The organism is Psychrobacter pygoscelis (assembly GCF_004335015.1).
Lineage (GTDB): Bacteria > Pseudomonadota > Gammaproteobacteria > Pseudomonadales > Moraxellaceae > Psychrobacter > Psychrobacter pygoscelis.
This window is the reverse complement of sequence record NZ_RQRU01000003.1, coordinates 53,841-71,435: the sequence shown is the minus strand read 5'-3', so window position 1 is coordinate 71,435 and position 17,595 is coordinate 53,841. Positions and strand designations below refer to the sequence as shown.

The 17,595-nt window shown below is 42.8% G+C and carries 14 protein-coding genes; 9 read left to right on the top strand and 5 right to left on the bottom strand.

Annotated elements, in window-relative coordinates; all coding sequences use genetic code 11:
• Positions 1–20: 20 nt before the first annotated feature.
• The 4 genes from EGV92_RS08675 (at position 21) to EGV92_RS08660 (ending at position 3,806) form a co-directional block, all read left to right on the top strand.
• On the top strand, positions 21–899 hold the full coding sequence (locus EGV92_RS08675) for a hypothetical protein (RefSeq protein WP_131668868.1): 879 nt from the start codon (positions 21–23) through the stop codon (positions 897–899).
• 268 nt (positions 900–1,167) lie between these two features.
• Complete coding sequence (locus tag EGV92_RS08670; protein WP_131668867.1) at positions 1,168–1,947, top strand: hypothetical protein; 780 nt, start codon at positions 1,168–1,170, stop codon at positions 1,945–1,947.
• Between the two features lie 65 nt (positions 1,948–2,012).
• Positions 2,013–2,729, top strand: coding sequence for a putative nucleotide-diphospho-sugar transferase (locus EGV92_RS08665; RefSeq protein ID WP_131668866.1), 717 nt, complete (start codon positions 2,013–2,015; stop codon positions 2,727–2,729).
• Positions 2,730–2,765: 36 nt separating this feature from the next.
• Positions 2,766–3,806, top strand: a complete 1,041-nt coding sequence (locus tag EGV92_RS08660) for a glycosyltransferase family 8 protein (RefSeq protein ID WP_131668865.1) — start codon at positions 2,766–2,768, stop codon at positions 3,804–3,806.
• Between the two features lie 29 nt (positions 3,807–3,835).
• Here EGV92_RS08660 and EGV92_RS08655 read toward each other — a convergent pair whose 3' ends face one another.
• Positions 3,836–4,654: a glycosyltransferase family 25 protein gene (locus EGV92_RS08655; RefSeq protein WP_131668864.1), complete on the bottom strand. Its 819-nt coding sequence runs from the start codon at positions 4,652–4,654 to the stop codon at positions 3,836–3,838.
• A 136-nt stretch (positions 4,655–4,790) separates the two neighbouring features.
• Between EGV92_RS08655 and EGV92_RS08650 the strand changes: the two genes are divergently transcribed.
• The 4 genes from EGV92_RS08650 (at position 4,791) to EGV92_RS08635 (ending at position 8,982) form a co-directional block, all read left to right on the top strand.
• Positions 4,791–6,353 (top strand): glycosyltransferase family 39 protein, encoded by a 1,563-nt coding sequence (locus EGV92_RS08650; protein ID WP_165525595.1) that lies wholly within the window; start codon positions 4,791–4,793, stop codon positions 6,351–6,353.
• Between the two features lie 94 nt (positions 6,354–6,447).
• Positions 6,448–7,527: a glycosyltransferase family 2 protein gene (locus tag EGV92_RS08645; RefSeq protein ID WP_131668862.1), complete on the top strand. Its 1,080-nt coding sequence runs from the start codon at positions 6,448–6,450 to the stop codon at positions 7,525–7,527.
• Between the two features lie 89 nt (positions 7,528–7,616).
• Positions 7,617–8,015, top strand: coding sequence for a GtrA family protein (locus EGV92_RS08640; RefSeq protein ID WP_131668861.1), 399 nt, complete (start codon positions 7,617–7,619; stop codon positions 8,013–8,015).
• An 88-nt stretch (positions 8,016–8,103) separates the two neighbouring features.
• Positions 8,104–8,982, top strand: coding sequence for a ChbG/HpnK family deacetylase (locus tag EGV92_RS08635; protein ID WP_131668860.1), 879 nt, complete (start codon positions 8,104–8,106; stop codon positions 8,980–8,982).
• Positions 8,983–9,316: 334 nt separating this feature from the next.
• On the opposite strand, the gene EGV92_RS08630 is transcribed toward EGV92_RS08635, so the two are convergent.
• The 4 genes from EGV92_RS08630 to EGV92_RS08615 all read right to left on the bottom strand — a co-directional run bounded on the left by EGV92_RS08630 (position 9,317) and on the right by EGV92_RS08615 (position 16,425).
• Positions 9,317–10,249, bottom strand: coding sequence for a branched-chain amino acid transaminase (locus tag EGV92_RS08630; protein ID WP_131668859.1), 933 nt, complete (start codon positions 10,247–10,249; stop codon positions 9,317–9,319).
• Positions 10,250–10,666: 417 nt separating this feature from the next.
• Positions 10,667–13,585: a bifunctional [glutamate--ammonia ligase]-adenylyl-L-tyrosine phosphorylase/[glutamate--ammonia-ligase] adenylyltransferase gene (gene glnE, locus EGV92_RS08625; protein ID WP_131668858.1), complete on the bottom strand. Its 2,919-nt coding sequence runs from the start codon at positions 13,583–13,585 to the stop codon at positions 10,667–10,669.
• Positions 13,586–13,730: 145 nt separating this feature from the next.
• Complete coding sequence (locus EGV92_RS08620) at positions 13,731–14,300, bottom strand: phosphatase PAP2 family protein (protein WP_242678684.1); 570 nt, start codon at positions 14,298–14,300, stop codon at positions 13,731–13,733.
• A gap of 274 nt (positions 14,301–14,574) precedes the next feature.
• Positions 14,575–16,425: a glycosyltransferase family 4 protein gene (locus EGV92_RS08615; protein WP_131668856.1), complete on the bottom strand. Its 1,851-nt coding sequence runs from the start codon at positions 16,423–16,425 to the stop codon at positions 14,575–14,577.
• Positions 16,426–16,958: 533 nt separating this feature from the next.
• On the opposite strand from EGV92_RS08615, the gene EGV92_RS14210 reads away from it, so the two are divergent.
• Entirely contained in the window at positions 16,959–17,534 is a 576-nt protein-coding gene (locus EGV92_RS14210; RefSeq protein ID WP_131668855.1) for a DsrE family protein, read from the top strand.
• Positions 17,535–17,595 lie beyond the last annotated feature (61 nt).

Sequence of the window (17,595 nt, the reverse complement as noted above, 5' to 3'; positions counted from 1 at the left end):
GACTATCATTGGGACTACCTATGGGTTTACCGACTTCTGTGGACATCACTGCTAATGGTGATATCTTTCAAATTAGCACCTTTAATGCGCAGCACGCGCAGGAAAGTCTACATCAGCAGCCTGTCAATATATTTGCTTCTGGTCCTTCTATTGCAGAGCTAAAGTTTACTGACGCTAGACTCCGTCAGCCCAGTCTGTTCGTTAATGGTAGTATCAGTCTGACTACAGAGCATCCGTTCAGCAATGTTGCTGGTTATGTGATTAGTGACGCTCGTTTTATTAATCACCATCCTGAGATACTATCTGCTCACTATTCAGGGCAGCCGCTCTACGCGACCTTGGCAGTATTTGAGGCTATTGCCATCTGTCTTCCCGAATTGGTAATGGCTTATCACCCCGTCTTTCGGCTCATCTTCCCAGTTGATAGACCTTGGGGCGTACAAGTAAACAGACCTTGGCATCGACCGTGGTTAAATCGCTTTGCCTTTATTGACAAGTTATTCAACAAAAAGACACCTCTAAGTCATTTTAGCCAGCATCCAAGTTTCGTTATCGATAGTAAGCAGCAGCCCTACCCTATCGGCGTCTCACTAGATATGAGTCACGGCTTCGTTGAAGCTGGCACTGTCGCTTATGTCGCTGCACAGTTGGCCTTTTCGCGTCAAGCCTCTGCTATTCATCTATTCGGTATTGACTTGCTAAACAGTAATCAACCGCGATTTTATGAGAGTAAAGACAACAGTGCCCCTTGTAAGTTAGACAAAGCCATTACTGATCGAATCGTGCCCTCGTTTGACCTGCTAGGCCGTGTTTATGACGAGCATGGTGTTAAAGTCGTTAACCACTCTCCCATCTCCAAAGACTTATTTAGTAGCCTTAAAGTAGAGACTGATTCTTGAAGTGAGCTTTTCTCAACCCTGTTTAGTCTTTATAAAAGCTAACTCGTTTAATAGACCGTTTAAATACTTCAGTTCAGAGACTTAAGACAAAGTACTTTAACTAAAAAAATTTTTAGCAAAATCGTTTATAATATTGCTAAGGCTTAATTATAATAATTAGTTACAATATTTAGCCCATAACAAACAAGTGGCAGCGCCGCTTCACTCGCGATAGGGTCATCAGTAAGTCACCTCCTTATCAGTAATTGTTCAGTTATTTGGAAGCATCATGGCAGCCCGTAAAAAAACGACTCTAGAAAATTTATTTAACCTAAATCGCTATAAAAAGCGTCAAGGCGCAAAAAAAATAACACAACAGCTCTCAGCTGTGGACCTTACTGCTCTAAAAAATACGATCATACCAGGCACCCCGCCAGATAACTTCCAATCTTATATGATTAAAGATTTAACCCAACATTTAGAGCATTTAAAAAATAATTTTATTGGTAAACCTGAAATTTGCTATTATCATGCGACCTTAATCGTTCTACTGCGCCGCGAAGCTAATATTGCTGAGAATTTTGCTCGCTTTCAGCACCTTTGGCAGTCTGAGTCCGACTTCCTGCTAGAGCATTTAAATATGCGTTGGCTTATCGCAGCAGTAGATACTTTTATTGATCATGACCCTGATGAGACCGTTCGCGCCATATGTCTGAACGCTGTCGTCCTCATTAATACTATTAAGCTGTACGAGACAGAGCGCTTCTTGCTCGATATAGATAGTACTACTGAAGTGGATTACGATGCGCAGCGCTTTAACATGACAAGAGACAATTGCTTTGATTTGTTCGATGAGCTGCCTAGCTTTAGAATCGGTGTCGATGACACTTTACGGAACATGCGCTGGCGTATTGATGATCTTAGTAAGAGTCGGCCACTAGCAGGCAAGATTCTATTAAATATCTTTGAGCGAGTGAACTCGCGCGGCAGTGCTTATACGAGATTTCGGGCGCGTCATGAAAAACCGCGCAATCGCTGGTGGGATGACGATACTCCTATTAGCCCCTAATTTCTAATTATTAATAATCATCTCCTCTAATCTCCTAAGTCCCAATAAATAAGTAACCTATACTCATGACTGATTGCAATCCGGCCAGCTATTCAGACTTCTCGCAACCTGCTAAGATTGTGGATAATCAGAGCCAGTCTTTTATCATCTGCTGCTTTTTTACACCCAGTTATGAAATCAATGTCCAAGGTTTGCAGGCCTCATTAGAAGCTCTAGATATTAATTATTATTTGCAGCCTATTGCAGACCAAGGCTACTGGGAAGCTAATACTCGGGCTAAACCTCATTTTTTGTTGCACTGCTTAAAGCATTTCCCTAAGTACAATATAGTTTACCTAGATGCAGATGCTGCGGTAAAGAAGCCACTAGATTACTTCGATAGACTCTCGGCTGACATTGGTGTTTATGAGACTCATAGGCAAAAAGGGATGTCTCATGACTACTTAACCGGCACGATATTTCTAAGAAACTGCCCAGCTACCTTAAGCTTTGTCGAGCAGTGGTGTCAGCAGCAGCTCAATTGCAATAGAACTATGGTTGATCAAGATAGCTTTGATGCAGCGATGCGGCTGTGTAGAGATGACTTGCAGGTTGAGTCACTACCACTTGGCTATATCAAAATATTCGATAGAGAGTATGATGGCGACGTTTTTATTGAACAGTTTCAGGCCAGTCGTGGCCAGACCAAGCTTAAGCGGCAACTTATCCGCAGGCGTAATAAATTTATCATTATTGGCACTTTATCTTTGATAATATTGATAATTTTATTTTTAGTTAGCTAGTTTTTAATGTATTGATTGTAGTCATGGGTAACGGTAATGAAAGTTGATTTATTCGCTAAGATTATTAAAGAATCTAGAAGTGCTGAGTTTAAAAACGCCATCGTATTTAGTGTAGACAATAATTACTTGCCCTATGCTGTATTTGTAGCTAACCAGATTATCAATCTCGAACCGAACCTTGATTTGGACATTTGTATTTGTCTTCCTGACCTATCTATAGTTCCAGAATCTTTTATAGCGTCCAATATTCGCTTTATTGAGATTGAGGTAAATGGACTTGAGGCACTGCCTGTTGGCCGTTTAAGCCTATCAGCTTATCATCGATTATTTTTACCAGAGATATTGGCTGATGATTATCAATACCTTATTTATCTTGACGCTGACATTTATGTCCTACAGCCATTTAGTAAAGATATATTTACGGTCATAGAAGGCTTTAACGAGAGCTTTGCAGTAGCTGCTGCTCCAGATATTTCTGAGTTACAGTTGAAAGTTGTAAAAGACAGTAAACTCAAAAAAATTGAAGGTTATATTAAACATTATCATGAATATAACCACATCTATAGAAACTCTGGCGTCTTAGTGTTTAATGTTAAAAACTATCTCAATCAAGAGATTCGCGATAAGGTCCTCGACTACGCGTTTGATAATATAGCTAAACTCCAATGCCATGACCAGTCTGCCTTAAATGGGGCCTTAAAGACTGATATTGCTTTGTTGCCTTTTAGGTTTAACTGGCAGACGCATAAATTGACCATTAATTTAATAGATGAATATCAACCTTATATCTTACATTTTATTGGTGAGAATAAGCCTTGGCGACTTAAGAATTATTTAACCGAAAAATATACCAACGATTATGTATGCTTTTTTGAAAATTATTATACCGACACTAAGATTAATATCTTGACAGATTATGAATGGCGCTTAAGATCGCCAAAATATTCAAACAAATTAAAAGAGTTGATTTCAAGAGAAGCAAAAAAAATGAAAAAAGATATACTTCACAAAAATAATGGACTAAAAACCAAACAGTACAACAAGATAAAAGAGCTTTTAAACCAAGATTTTATTTAGCAAATATACTATCTTATTAAATATGTCTGTTATTTAAATTCAATTATTGATGATAGCTTTTTGAATCGCCAATTAGTATAATTTTTCTTCCAATTATTTGGATTTATCTGTGCGGCTAATCTTGCTGTCTCACGCTTGATTTTTGCTATATGATTAGGCTTTACATTTTTACTGTTTATGTTTTTGAAGTTATAAAATGCTCTACGCTCTTTTTCCAGATCGCTCATTAAGTGCAAACTATCTGTATTAATTTTGTCTTCTTGAATAACTAATGCAGGAACTATCTGAAACACGTCTCTTTTTCCTACTGCTTCAGCATCAAAAAGATATAAATCGATAGGTTTAGTGATTCTACTATTTCTAATTTCATCAATAATTGTTTTAGCCAAACTCGAAGTTATGACGTACCCTGCCGTACCCACATGATGACTTGCGAGCCGCTGAATCTTGTAATCTTTAAATCCATCAACAGCTTCGTCTAATAGAACCTTATAGTTCATCGTCTCTAATTTCAATAGGTCATATTTTCCCATCAACTCATCAAGTTTTTCTTTTATAAATGAAGGGTAATTTGGACTAACTATCGCATCATCTTCAAATACTACTACATAAGGCTCATTATTCTCCATAGCTTGTTTCCAGACTAGAATATGACTTAACAAGCATCCTAGTTCACCTAAAGCCAGCGTGTTATTGAAAACTAAACCAAGATCATGACAAGTGCTTAAAGCTCTATCTTTGTTAATAGCATCAAAAAACTCGTAATCTATATTGAGCATCTCAAATTGTTTTTTTATATGCTGTCTTCTGATTGATGACTGTTTTAAACTAATTACTACTTGGCGCATATTAAGCCAATTCCTTATTGCTAAAAAGTTATAATATTGATATTTATCAGGTAATTTTACAATGTTTCCTACTGATACCCAGCACTCTAAGCCAAATTGCAAAAAACTAAAAATTATTTATATAAGTTTTTTTCTATTGTACTTCCTCATCTGGAGTATCGCACCTGCACTATTAGCCAGTAGTGTGCCATTAGATGTGAGTGAAGGCATCAACTGGGGTAGCGAATTTCAGTGGGGCTATTATAAGCACCCGCCGTTGTCTTCATGGGTTTTATTCAGTTTTTATAAGCTCTTTGGCCATTTTGGGCCTTATCTACTCAGTCAGCTCTGTGTAATTTTGACCTTAATCCCCATCTATATACTGGGTAAGAAAATCATGGGCGCTGACAGAGCGCTACTGGGAAGCGTATTAACCTTAGGTGTCCTCTATTATAGCTACCCAAGTCTTGAATTTAATCACAATGTGGCACAGTTTCCGATTTGGGCTGGACTATCATTGCTATTTTACCTGAGCGTGACCAATAACCGCTACCACGACTGGGTGCTTCTCGGCTTACTAGGCGGTCTTGGTATGTTAACCAAGTACAGCGTGGCGTTTTTATTAATTCCGATGGCGCTATATTTATTATTACCCAATCAGTGGCGATTATTAAAACAGCCAAAGCCGTGGTTGGCAGCGTTTATTATGCTTGCTCTATTCGCCCCACATTTATATTGGCTTAACCAACATGAGTGGCTGCCCTTCACCTATGCCAACGGTCGCTCGCATGATAGCAATGAAGGGGGAAGTCTGGCGGCACACTTTAGCTGGATGGGGTTTACGCTAAGTCAAATCATCGCCCATGTGCCACTATTAGTTATGCTAATAGTTACTCGCAAGCAGCTGTTGTTCAAGTCATTAGTTGACTTCTCAAGCGTCAAAACGTCTGCTGCTAACGATGCTCTCGGCATCTCTAAACCAGCACCTAAACCGCAAACTTTATCGCTGATGAGTTACCTCTGGTTCGCACCGCTACTGCTACTAATCGTGCTAAGCTTAATATTCGGTATAGGGCTGCGTGATATGTGGGGTATGCCCATGTGGTCACTATCTGGCCTACTGCTGGCAGGTATAATCGCGCCAAGCAAATTCAGAGAGGTGCAATCACGATTGTTAAAATATATCGTCATTTGGCTAAGTATCGTGACGTTATTGATGATAACCTATCTGGCCTTTGGTCAGAGCCTACGTGATAAGCCATCAAGAATGGACTGGCCTGAGCAAGCACTGAGCAAGCAAGCGTACACTACTTGGAGCAATATTAGCAGCTGTCCACTAGATAGCGTCTCAGGAGATCGCTGGCTCGGTGCTTTGGTGGCGATGAATACTCCTTCGGGTGAGCCATGGCCCTCACAGATGATTTCAGGACCGGCCAACCACTCTCCATGGATGACCTCATCAAGATTGAATGAGTATGGGACGCTAGTATTAGCACAAGAGGAAGATGAGGTCAGTCTGCCACTACTGAACACTATCAACGGCGCTCAGGTTCAGTCTTCAAAAGATTTTGCAAGCCAAGATCAATCTTTTGATTACTATCAGGGTCAGTGGACACTTATCTGGCCACATCAGCCTCAAGCCGAGCCTTTAGTAGTGAATTGGCAAGCTTTTGTACCGAAGTCATGTGCGGCTAATACTGGTTCTGTTGCTTCTAATTAGCGAGCTAACGACCAGTTGCTATATAATTCACATATCTATGTATAAGACTTATCCTTATTCATTTAAACCTTATTGATGGTAGCTTGATTTGTTAATGAACCACTCACAATTCTATTTATCGATTATCTTGCCTGCCTACAACGATGCAGATGCTTTGCGCGAGTTTTTACCGAAAGTGCTTAGCTTTGCAGAGGCGCAGCCCGGTTACCAGCAGATCATCGTCGTGGACGATGGCAGTCTGGATCATACCAAGCAAGTAATAAAGGACTTAATAGCAAAGTGCCCAGATAATATTCAACTTCAGCTAATCCGGCTCTCGCGTAATTTTGGCAAGGAGTCGGCTTTAAGCGCTGGATTGGCTCATGCGACGGGCGATTATGTCGCTATGTTAGATGCTGATGGCCAGCACCCTCTATCAGTATTGAAGCAGATGATCACGATGATGCAGCAGCAAGCAGATATCGATATGATCGCTGGCATTCAAGCCAATCGCCCCCACGAGAGTCATCTCGCCAAAGTCTTCAAACGCAGCTTTTATCACTTGATTCAAGACACGCGGCGCTATGAAATTCGTCCTAATGCTGGCGACTTTCGAGTAATGAAACAAAAAGTGGTTCGGGCGCTAATGTCGCTACCAGAGCGCCAACGATTTATGAAGGGACTCTACGCTTGGGTCGGCTTTCAGACCGTGTATCTGCCGTTTACTGCAGCCAGCCGTGATACAGGTGTGAGTAAATTTAACTTCGGTAGTCTATTTGAGCTGGCGTTAGTTGGTATTACTTCTTTTTCTCAAAGACCCTTACGCCTTATCTCACGAATGGGCTTTATCGTCTCGCTATTGGCATTTTTATACGGCTGTTATATCGTTATCGAGACTCTTTTATTCGGTAATGATGTGGCTGGCTGGGCGACGGTAGCCGCTGGTATAATGTTTTCGACCGGTATCCAGCTGGTGTGTATCGGCGTTATTGGTGAATATGTTGGTCGCCTTTATGAAGAGGTCAAGCAGCGACCTCTGTACCTGATTGATGAGACTATAAGTAACGTGGATATTGCCCATACTCATTCAGCTTTTGGTGTGGCAAATTTATCTTCTGTAGCGGCTGATCAGTCACTTGCCGAGTGCAATACCGATTCACTTGCAAGAGTAGCTCCTAAGCTGCCTATCGACTAGCTTAGAGCTTATAAATAAACCCCCTTAGACTTAAGCCCTTAGCTAAGCTGGCCATTGATGACATTTACCCCTCTTAAGAGTTCGACTTTATGACTGAGTATGCGCCGCGCCAATTATTTAAGTTCATCATTATGGGCAGTCTTGCAGCGTTGGTTCATCTTCTCGTGCTGTACCTAGCGGTATCAGTTTTTGACATCGCGCCCGCTTGGGGCAATGTTATGGCTTTTATCATCGCCTTTATAGTGAGCTTCGCTGGGCACTTAACAGTTACCTTTCGCGATAGCAATCTTAATAACCCTACCCTAGTCGCCCGTAGGCTTATCAAGTGGTTAGCCAGCTCTATATCAGGATTTGCGCTGAATCAAGGCTTGTTTGTGCTCGGTCTTTCCTGGTTAGGCGACGCCTACTATTTGCTAATTTGGTTTATAGTGACAGGCATTGTGACTGTTTTAAGTTTTCTATTGGGTAAGCTTTGGGCTTTTAAATAACAAGCAGTTAGTAATAGAATATAACATTACAATAATAGTGCTTGAAGAGCGTTAGCGCGTAAATTCAAAAGATTATGATAGCTATAAAATGACCCTATCGACTAAATATCCGACCAATCCAGTAGCATCTCAGCGCCATGTCATCATCAATGTAGACGACTTGGGCTTATCCAATGCGGTAAATGAGGCCGTAATCGCATTGGGCGGCATGAGACATATCCGCTCAACCAGCTATATGGCTGGCGGAGAGATAAGTGACTCTCAAATCCGCTCGTTAACAGCGCTAGATATCGATATTGGTCTCCATTTAGACTTCACAGCAATATATCCATCCTCTATCAAAAACTCTCTATCCGCGATAATCATTGCTAGCTATCTGCGGCGGCTAAAGCGCCATGAAATAATAGACATCATCCATCGTCAACTTGACGGCTTTGAAGATCGATTTAACCAGCATCCAGTATTCATCGATGGCCATCAGCATGTACATCAGTTCCCCGTAGTACGAGACTGTTTGGCTACGGTGTTAAAGGATAGATATGCTGTCAGCAACCGCGCCCAACCTTATGTGGCAGCCAGAATTACTACCCCACTAGTTAATGATATGAAATCATGGATTATCTATATCTTAGGGGGTCATGCATGGAAACAGCTGTGCCAGCACAGCGGTATTCATACTAATTTATGCTTTGGCGGTGCTTATGATTTCGATGCAAGCCAAGACAAGTTGGCTAAACTATGGGATGGCTGGCTCTCACGTTGTCCTAAATCGACTGAAGTAAAAAATAATGATGCCACAATAACCCACCGCACCCGCCTGCCCTTAATTATGTGTCATCCTGCCATTCCGGACAACAACTGGCAGGATGAGATTAAGGATGCCCGCGAGCAAGAATATCAATGGTTAATAAGTGATGCTTTCGCCGCCCTATGTAAAAAGTACGCGGTGCGCTCAGTGGGTTGGTAGGTTGCTTTTGTCATCTTCACGACTTCATATCATAAAAAAATCTTAATTAACTCTTAAGCAACTGACTATTTTTAAAATATCTTTCTTTTCGTTTATAGTCAGTCCATTTTAGATCTACCACAAAGTCGCTGGAATAAATTTATGCTCACCTCAGTTATTTCATGACTTCTGGTCAGTAAATTTATACCAACTACGCTTTTACCTTTTACGTATCAGTTTTAAGTAGCATGAGCTATATTTATTAATCCGTGTATTAATTATCAGCCCTATAAAAAAACCTGCTCTAATTAGCAGGTTTTTTTGGTTTTAAACAGATTTGAATCACTATGATTACTTAGCCATCGATGAAGCTAAGCCAATCAATATACTTCTCATTGCGGCCATGGACGACATCAAAGTATAGGCTCTGAATCTGCTCAGTAAGCTCACCACGACCACCGTTACCAATCGTTCTGTTATCGTATTCACGGATTGGCGTCACTTCAGCGGCGGTACCTGTCATGAATATCTCATCGGCTAAATAGAACTCATCACGAGTAATTCGGCGCTCATGAACTTTGATTCCCAAGTCATTGGCAAACTCAATAATCGTACGACGGGTAATACCATCAAGCGCACCACCAGCAAGGTCTGGCGTGTGTAACTCGCCATTTTTCACTAAGAATAAGTTTTCACCTGAACCTTGGCATACATAGCCCTGTGGGTCCATTAAGATAGCTTCGTCATAACCATGACGAGTGACTTCATGATTGGCCATAATAGATACAGGATAATTACTAGAGGCTTTTGCCTTACACATAGTCACATTAGGCAAGTGATGGGTGTAAGAAGAGGTCTTAACTCGGATACCCTTTTGAATACCTTCCTCACCCAGATACGCACCCCACTTCCACGCTGCAACCATAGTGTTAATACTGTTGTCATGCGAGGCTAAGCCTAGCTTCTCCGCACCGACCCAGATAAGAGGACGGATATAAGCGGATTCGAATTTATTTTGGGCGATAATATCTTTTTGTGCTTGTTCAAGCGTCGCTTGATCATATGCTACATTCATCTGAAAGATCTTAGCAGAACCCAGCAGACGCTCAGTGTGTTCAGCTAGGCGAAATATCGCCGTACGGCCATCATCTGTCTGATATGCACGAACACCTTCAAACACTGCCATACCATAGTGCAAGCTATGGGTTAATACGTGAATCTTGGCATCTGGTTGATCGATAATATCACCGTTAAACCAAAGTTTGCCGTCGGCGGTTGCCATATTCATAATTGTATCCTTATCTTTATCTACTGATAGCTAACCAGCTATTTGGGTAGATTTCTTATTGTTCGGTACGATAAGTACCGAGAAACTACATTATTTTTAAAGGGATTAATTATAGCATTGCCACTCATAAATATTATAAAAATTTAGTTATCTTGCTATGAACTAAAACAGCTCCAAGGCCATCATCCCTACCGCTTACTATTACCAATTCGTCATAAAATTGCTTTAAAACAATTGGATTAAACTTACTAAACTATTGGCTACGCCATACATTTTAGCGTACTGCTTTGCATCAGTTATGCGCATATTCACGCTGCTATGTACTTAGCTATAGCATTAGCTAGAACTGACTTGAGGTTTTAGTAACCCAAACCACTACTTTATTGGGTTAGCCGCTTTACTCGTTAACCCTATGATCTAGTTCATATTATCAGACTTACTAGATTCTGAAACGCCCATTAGGCGCTGCCACTGATCCTGAACCAATCTGCGTGTCTCATGCCACACAGACTCCTCTACCAGTCGATTCTGTTCAGACAAAGCTATCTGATGCGTCGCTGTTCGAATCCGTAGATAAGCATCGGTAAGGGCATCACAGGTCTCTTGTGGCCAGATACCTAGCTTGGATACCATAGCGAATATCCGTACATTATCTGTCCATCGTGTCAGACTCGGATAGTCGTGAGCGTATGCAAGTACGGCAAACTGCGCCATAAACTCAATATCAATAATACCGCCAGCATCTTGCTTTAGATGAAACTTGCCCTCTTGCTGTGCCCATTTATCACTGCCTAAGTGCCGTTGCATCTTAATTCGCATGCTGGTGACATCGGCGCGGATTTGTTCAATCGTTCGCGGCAAGGTCAGTATCTCGCGGCGAATATCATTAAAGCGTGCTATGGTCCTTCTATCGCCGCAAATAGCGCGGGCGCGGACGAGCGCTTGATGCTCCCAAGACCAAGCTTTGTTTCGCTGGTAAATCTCAAAAGCGTGACTGGATACGACCATCATGCCCGCATTACCAGAAGGTCGAAGGCGCATATCGATCTCATAGACACGGCCATCGCGTGTCTGAGCATTGAGATAGGTCATCAGCTTTTGTGCCAAGCGCGCAGCGAACTTCATACCACTGACAGACTTATTGCCAGTCGTCATGGCTTGCTCTTTGATTTGGTGCAAAAATACCAAATCTAAATCTGAAGAATACGATAGCTCAAGACCGCCAAGCTTGCCATAGCCGATAATGGCAAAGCCACAGTCGGCCTCAGTCACTGGATCACCATTATGGGCGATCGGATAGCCATGACGCTTCACTAAGCTAGCGAAGGCCCGCTCCAGTGCTGCTTCTACCACGACTTCTGCGATATAGGTCAGAGAGTCTGACACTTGCATAATAGGCCGCTCTGCAATCACATCGCTGGCAGCGACAGCAAGCACTTGGCTCTTTTTAAATAAGCGCAGCACACTGAGCAGTTCTTCTTCATCGTCAGGCTCGACCCGTAATAGCCGTTGGCGCAAAATGTCTCTTAGTTCATCTTTATCTGGCAAATAGCGATAGCGCTGCTGCAAGAAGGTATCTAACAAGACGGGATATTGAGCCAACTCTCCAGCTATCCAAGGACTCACCGACAACACCGGAATCAGACTAACTGTCGCATTAGGATTCTCCGCGATCATCACTAGATATATAGAGCGGCGACATATGGCTTCAAGTAGGGTAATGAGCCGCGGAACAGCGACATTTGCCAGCTGCTTTTGCGACTCTTGCATTAGCAGCGCATGGACGATAACAGGATAAGCTTTATTAAGTCGGTCTTTGGCCTCTTCGGTTAGATTGGCCACCATCTTTGAGGACCAAAAGCTCTGAAGTCGTTCGCGATTTTCCTCAGTCAGTAGACTGTTTAACTGCTCGAGCTGCTTATCAAACGAATCTTCTTGCTCCTCTCCATAGGACTGAATACTAGGCGTTTGCCGCTCAGTCACCATGCGCTCAAAGGGCACTGAGACATTATGCCGGTGGCTATTTAGCGTGTCAATAAGAGCGGGCCAATCCTCAAAGCCTAAAGTAATCGCTAGATTATGACGCCACTTATCTTCGCTGGGTAATCGCTGTGTCTGCTGATCATAGATAGCCTGAATCCCATGCTCTAAGCGGCGTAAAAACCGATAAGCCGCCTCTAGATTTTGGTAGGTCTGCGGCTCTAGATAATCATGCTGCTGTAGAACCTTCATCGCCTTTAAACATGATTTGACCTGTAGTTGAGGTTGGCGACCACCATAGATAAGCTGGAAGGCTTGAACGACAAATTCAATGTCGCGAATACCACCTGCACCAAGCTTAATATTATCTAAATCTTCACGTTGAGCCACTTGATTCATGATAAGCGACTTCATCTCTCGAAGTGCTGCAAAGGCGCTAAAATCAACATAATAGCGAAATACAAAGGGCTTGATAAGCTCCTCGAGCTGCTCAGCAAAGCCTGAATCGATACGGCTAACCTCACGGGCTTTTAACCAAGCGAACCTCTCCCAAGCTCGACCATGCTTGGCAAAGTATTTTTCGAGTCCAGCGAGATGAATAGCCAGATCACTACCATCACCCCAAGGGCGCAGGCGCATGTCCACACGAAATACAAAGCCATCAGCTGTACTGGCGTCTAACAACTTGATAATCCCTTGACCAAGACGAGTCATGAAGCGCTTATTATCAATACACTTTGTGCCTTTGGCCCTATCACCATCAGTCTCACCATTAGCTTGATGAACAAAGATAAGATCTATGTCACTCGATAGATTAAGCTCTTTAGCACCAAGCTTACCCATGGCCATGATAGCCATGTCATCCACTTGTTTATTGCCCTTGGCATCTATAAAAGTCGGTTGTCCATATCGAGCGACCAGGCGCTTATAAGTATAGTCTTTAGCAAAGGTCACACAACCATCTGCAAACTCTGACAGCTCATCAGTCAGCTGCTCAAGTGTCGTAAAGCCAAGCGCATCTTGCCAAATCCAGCGCATCATTAATAGCATTCTAAGGCGACGCAGACCGCTCATGACGCCTGCTTCATCAGCGACTTCATAATCATCGTTTAGGGTATAGTCTTGAATCAGATCATCAATCTGTTGATGCGTGAGAGTCGTCTGAAGGGGATAACTGCGCAAGAAAGTCTGACATGAAGTGGTCTTATTTTCCCAAATCTGAAAAGCGAACTCGCTGGCAGTCTCAAGACTGTTAATTTGTTCAGGAGTCGGTGAATGGGAAGATGAAGCCCCAGAAAATGAAGGTTGAACGTGAGGTCTATTAGAAGATGGGTCAGAATGGATAGCAGATGACATAATAGCGAAAGGCTCCTAGCTGCAGTAGCCTAACAGACTATCATACTTTACGTCGTTTATAGGAGTGATCATCGCAATATATATGACCAACTTGACTAAAAATAACTGCAGCATGATGACAGCTGGTTAACTAATGGTTTATTCGCTATCCCACCAATATCGTCGTCAACAAACGGTGAATAAATGGCGACATCTGTGCCAATCCAGCACCGAGCATGCCCCCTATGGCCACGTCGGTAGGATAATGAAGACCCAAAACCATGCGCGATAATGCCACTAATAAAGCAAACGGTATCATAATCCATAATAGTATCGGAAAAAAACTACCTAGCGTACAGGTAAATAAAACCGCTTGAAGGGTATGCCCTGATGGGAAACTAAACACATCAAGGGGGCGCTCCCCCATAATGATCACTTGATGAACCTGGTAAGGGCGTGGCCTAACCGTCTTGACCTTTAATATCTTATACAGCCCCACACCTACCGCACTCGTTAGAGCAATGGTTAGGATTGGTAACCAAGCTGCTACTCCCTTAGCACCTGATAGTAGCTGAAGGACCAAGGCTGCCATAAGCATACTGCCCCAAAACCAACCATCCCCCAGTCGACTGACCGACTTAAAGAATGTGGCGATGCGCTGGTAGCTCGAATAACGATTGATATGAATACAGAGTGAAGTATCCCAACTTAATAGCTGGTTGGTCGTCGCTGCAATAGTAGGATAGTCGTTTAAGTAAGTTAAAAAAGGATGCGCAGGGACTAGATCAGGCTTTGATTGGTCATGGTGTTTTAATTTGCCTGCGGTAATATCTCTACCAACACTAGGATTAAGACAACTGCCCAATCGATTTGCTGCAGATAATCGACGCGTCTTACCCTCTGTGGGTATAAGTGTGCTTGTGCTATCGGAGCACTTATATAGAGGACAAGGCATGGTAACGCCAGCTCGAGATAAGCTACATTTGGCTAGTAAGCGAGTGTCCTCTACCCTAGTGTAACTCTGGGTCTGAAGCCTTTCGCTCTTTGGTTGTGCTGATTGCCGTTTTAGCACTGGTATCTTCATGACATTCACTCCAGAAAGGATAAGTAGCGGACGACGAATAAGCGCTTATCGGAGTGACGACTTGCTTCGGGCGTGAAAGCCTAGGTCGAACTTGGTCACTGCGATGAGTAGAATGATTAATAAGTTGTTGGTCATTGTATTGACGGTTACTTTTCGTTGCCGCCTGCCCTATCAATATCGATATTTTTTTTAAGTTATCTTTTTGATCTTTAGTATCTGATTTTTCCGTAACTATTTTATTAGGGTTTGTCTTCTCAGTATTTATTTTATTAGGGTCTGTTTTATCAGGGTCTAATTTATCAATGTCTAAGGCAGGCGTAGCAACAGGTAAAGCGCCTGTCTTTACTTGCGACTTACTAGAAGCAATCTTACTGGCTTTGACTACACTAGGCACTGCGGTTACAACACCATCACGATTAAAACCTGAGGTCTTGAGTAAATCTGTCGTTGCAGCCTTGCAAGAATGATTATCGATAACCGCCTTGAACATCGACTGCATCTGCTGCGCTGGTCTGCCCCATGACATACCCAGTACTTTTTGCCGGGCTTGTACCCCTGCTCGCTTAAGCTGCTGAACCTTCGGCATGGCCGTAACTATCTCTACAAACTCTTGGATATTGCCAAGCTTTGCTAAACTGCCACACTGCGTATCGACTAACATACCAGCCGCGGCGTCATCAAATGCAAATACTGGTAAGCCGCTCGCCATTGCTTCAGTAACCACATTGCCAAAAGTCTCAACTTGACTAGCAAAGACAAAAGCGTCTCCACTGGCATAATGCTGAGCCAATGCCTCGCCCATTTGCGCCCCCGCAAAGACAATATCCTCATTATCTTGGGCCATAGTCTCTAGCCTTGCCCTATCTGGACCATCACCCACGATGACCAACTTGCTAGCTCGATGTAGCTGCTGAACTTGTAGCGACTTATAAGCCTGAATAACAATATCTACCCCCTTTTCAGGAGACAATCGACTGACCATTATCAGCACCGTGTGCTGCTGCCCTGCCCCCCATGATTTACGCAGTGCCTCTGAGCGCTTATTCGGATTAAATCTAGCAATATCGACACCGCGGCCGACATGCACTAATCGCTTAAACCCAAGCTCCGCCAGATCGTTTTGCGTCTTAAGACTGGGCACACACGTTGCATCTGACCAGTTATGGAAGCGCTTAAAATAAGCCATCAGTGGTCGAGCGATTATACCAAAGCCGAAATGTCTACTAAAATCATGGAATTGAGTATGATAGCCAGTTGTCGCTTTAATACCAAGGCTTTTGGCCGCAATAAGAGCCGCCAGCCCTAGCGGCCCCTCTGTGGCAATGTGCACAATATCTGGCTGCAGCGCTAACAAGTAGCGTTTAATGCTATGATACGCTGGCATACCAAACTGTAAGTCTGGATAGCGAGGGATGGGCATCCCCTTGACGGTGAGTAAGTTAGCAATAAAGTCATTTGAGAGGCTCGGCGCTTTGTCTTTGTCTTGCCCAAATATGGCTTGAGGCTTGATTAAGCTGATGGTGTGACCCATATTATTAAGTTGACACATCAGCTGCTTTAAACTGAGTGACACCCCGTTAACATCGGGTGTCCACGTCTCAGTGACCAGTACAATATGTAATGGCTTTTGTTGCTCTTGAGAATCAATTGATGCCTTAACAGCCTGACTACTCAGCTTATTAACTTGACTATTATCGGCTAATTGCCGCAATTTATTCGGCAAAGAACTGTCATTTTTATGATCCGTGTGACTCGTTGTATAAGTAACTGTTGTCATACTATTATTCCATTACTGCGCTTATAATCTCACCCTAGCAAGGGAAGTTGACAGTTTCATGGCAGTTTTATCGCAGTTTCATGACGATTTACCCCTTTTTAACCCCGGCGATTTATTCTATTAACGAAAGTTTAGTTGTCTGCCTAGATATATACTATGACGTCCAGATTATTTATAGTGATATCTATCCATGACTAATAATGTTTAGACTGAGTGAGCGCGGCAGTAATGTTTGAATCTAGTGATCACGACAGTAAATATTGAAAAATCGAAGCGTATAAATATCGAAGCATCGAAGCGCATGATTTTAGTTTTTACCCTATCTATAAGTTTTATTGTCGCAATGCCGACCGACTTGCCATAATAGGTAGTATTTAGCTATCACTCTTGAATTTTAGTCATAGAGAGTCAATCACTATAGTCAGTACGGTCGATTAACTAAGCTATATAGTTACTCATTTATACATAGATAATTAATAGACAATTGTCAATTTTATAACTTCTTTATGCTCAACCATTTTAGTGAGTCCAATATGCCGCTTGCCCAGACCTCAACTAAGGATAACGCTATCCTTTTACTTGTTACTCGTGACCCATCTCATCCTTTAGCAAAGCATGCCTTACGCTATGCGCAAGCCTTACTTGAGCTAAGTAACCGTGACTCAACGGCGAATGACGACACTGCTCATATATTGAAAGTATTTTTTTATGCAGATGGGGCGCGCACTGCCAATGGCTTTAACTGGCAGACAGCCGATCAGCTCGACATTACTAATGGCTGGCAACGCCTAGCTGAACGATATAATTTGGCCCTACCAGTGTGTGTTAGTACGGCTTTAGCTCGCGGTATATCAGATACAGATAATGCTCGGCGGCACAAGCTAAAAGCTCGCTTAGAGAACCACGACCTCCATGACTCAAGTCATGAAGACGGCGAGAAAGATGATGCTAATAAGGCTGTGAGTAGCCCATCAAGTAATATCAAGGTTCATGATAGTCAACAGTGTGGCAGACTTGAGCTAAGCAATCTTGCCGCACGATTTTCGTTGGTTGGGCTTGGCGAGCTGGCGACGCTGCTGAGCGATGCTGAGCGGGTAATACAGTTTTAACCCACCCTAAAACCATCCTCCCAGCGCGAAAAGACTTTAAACAAAAGGCTTTAAACAAAAG

Bases quoted from the DNA above. Each gene is read 5' to 3' on its own strand.
- EGV92_RS08675 (WP_131668868.1), top strand. From the start codon at position 21: ATGGGTTTACCGACTTCTGTGGACATCACTGCTAATGGTGATATCTTT.
- EGV92_RS08670 (WP_131668867.1), top strand. From the start codon at position 1,168: ATGGCAGCCCGTAAAAAAACGACTCTAGAAAATTTATTTAACCTAAAT.
- EGV92_RS08665 (WP_131668866.1), top strand. From the start codon at position 2,013: ATGACTGATTGCAATCCGGCCAGCTATTCAGACTTCTCGCAACCTGCT.
- EGV92_RS08660 (WP_131668865.1), top strand. From the start codon at position 2,766: ATGAAAGTTGATTTATTCGCTAAGATTATTAAAGAATCTAGAAGTGCT.
- EGV92_RS08655 (WP_131668864.1), bottom strand. From the start codon at position 4,654: ATGCGCCAAGTAGTAATTAGTTTAAAACAGTCATCAATCAGAAGACAG.
- EGV92_RS08645 (WP_131668862.1), top strand. From the start codon at position 6,448: ATGAACCACTCACAATTCTATTTATCGATTATCTTGCCTGCCTACAAC.
- EGV92_RS08640 (WP_131668861.1), top strand. From the start codon at position 7,617: ATGACTGAGTATGCGCCGCGCCAATTATTTAAGTTCATCATTATGGGC.
- EGV92_RS08635 (WP_131668860.1), top strand. From the start codon at position 8,104: ATGACCCTATCGACTAAATATCCGACCAATCCAGTAGCATCTCAGCGC.
- EGV92_RS08630 (WP_131668859.1), bottom strand. From the start codon at position 10,249: ATGAATATGGCAACCGCCGACGGCAAACTTTGGTTTAACGGTGATATT.
- glnE (WP_131668858.1), bottom strand. From the start codon at position 13,585: ATGTCATCTGCTATCCATTCTGACCCATCTTCTAATAGACCTCACGTT.
- EGV92_RS08615 (WP_131668856.1), bottom strand. From the start codon at position 16,425: ATGACAACAGTTACTTATACAACGAGTCACACGGATCATAAAAATGAC.
- EGV92_RS14210 (WP_131668855.1), top strand. From the start codon at position 16,959: ATGCCGCTTGCCCAGACCTCAACTAAGGATAACGCTATCCTTTTACTT.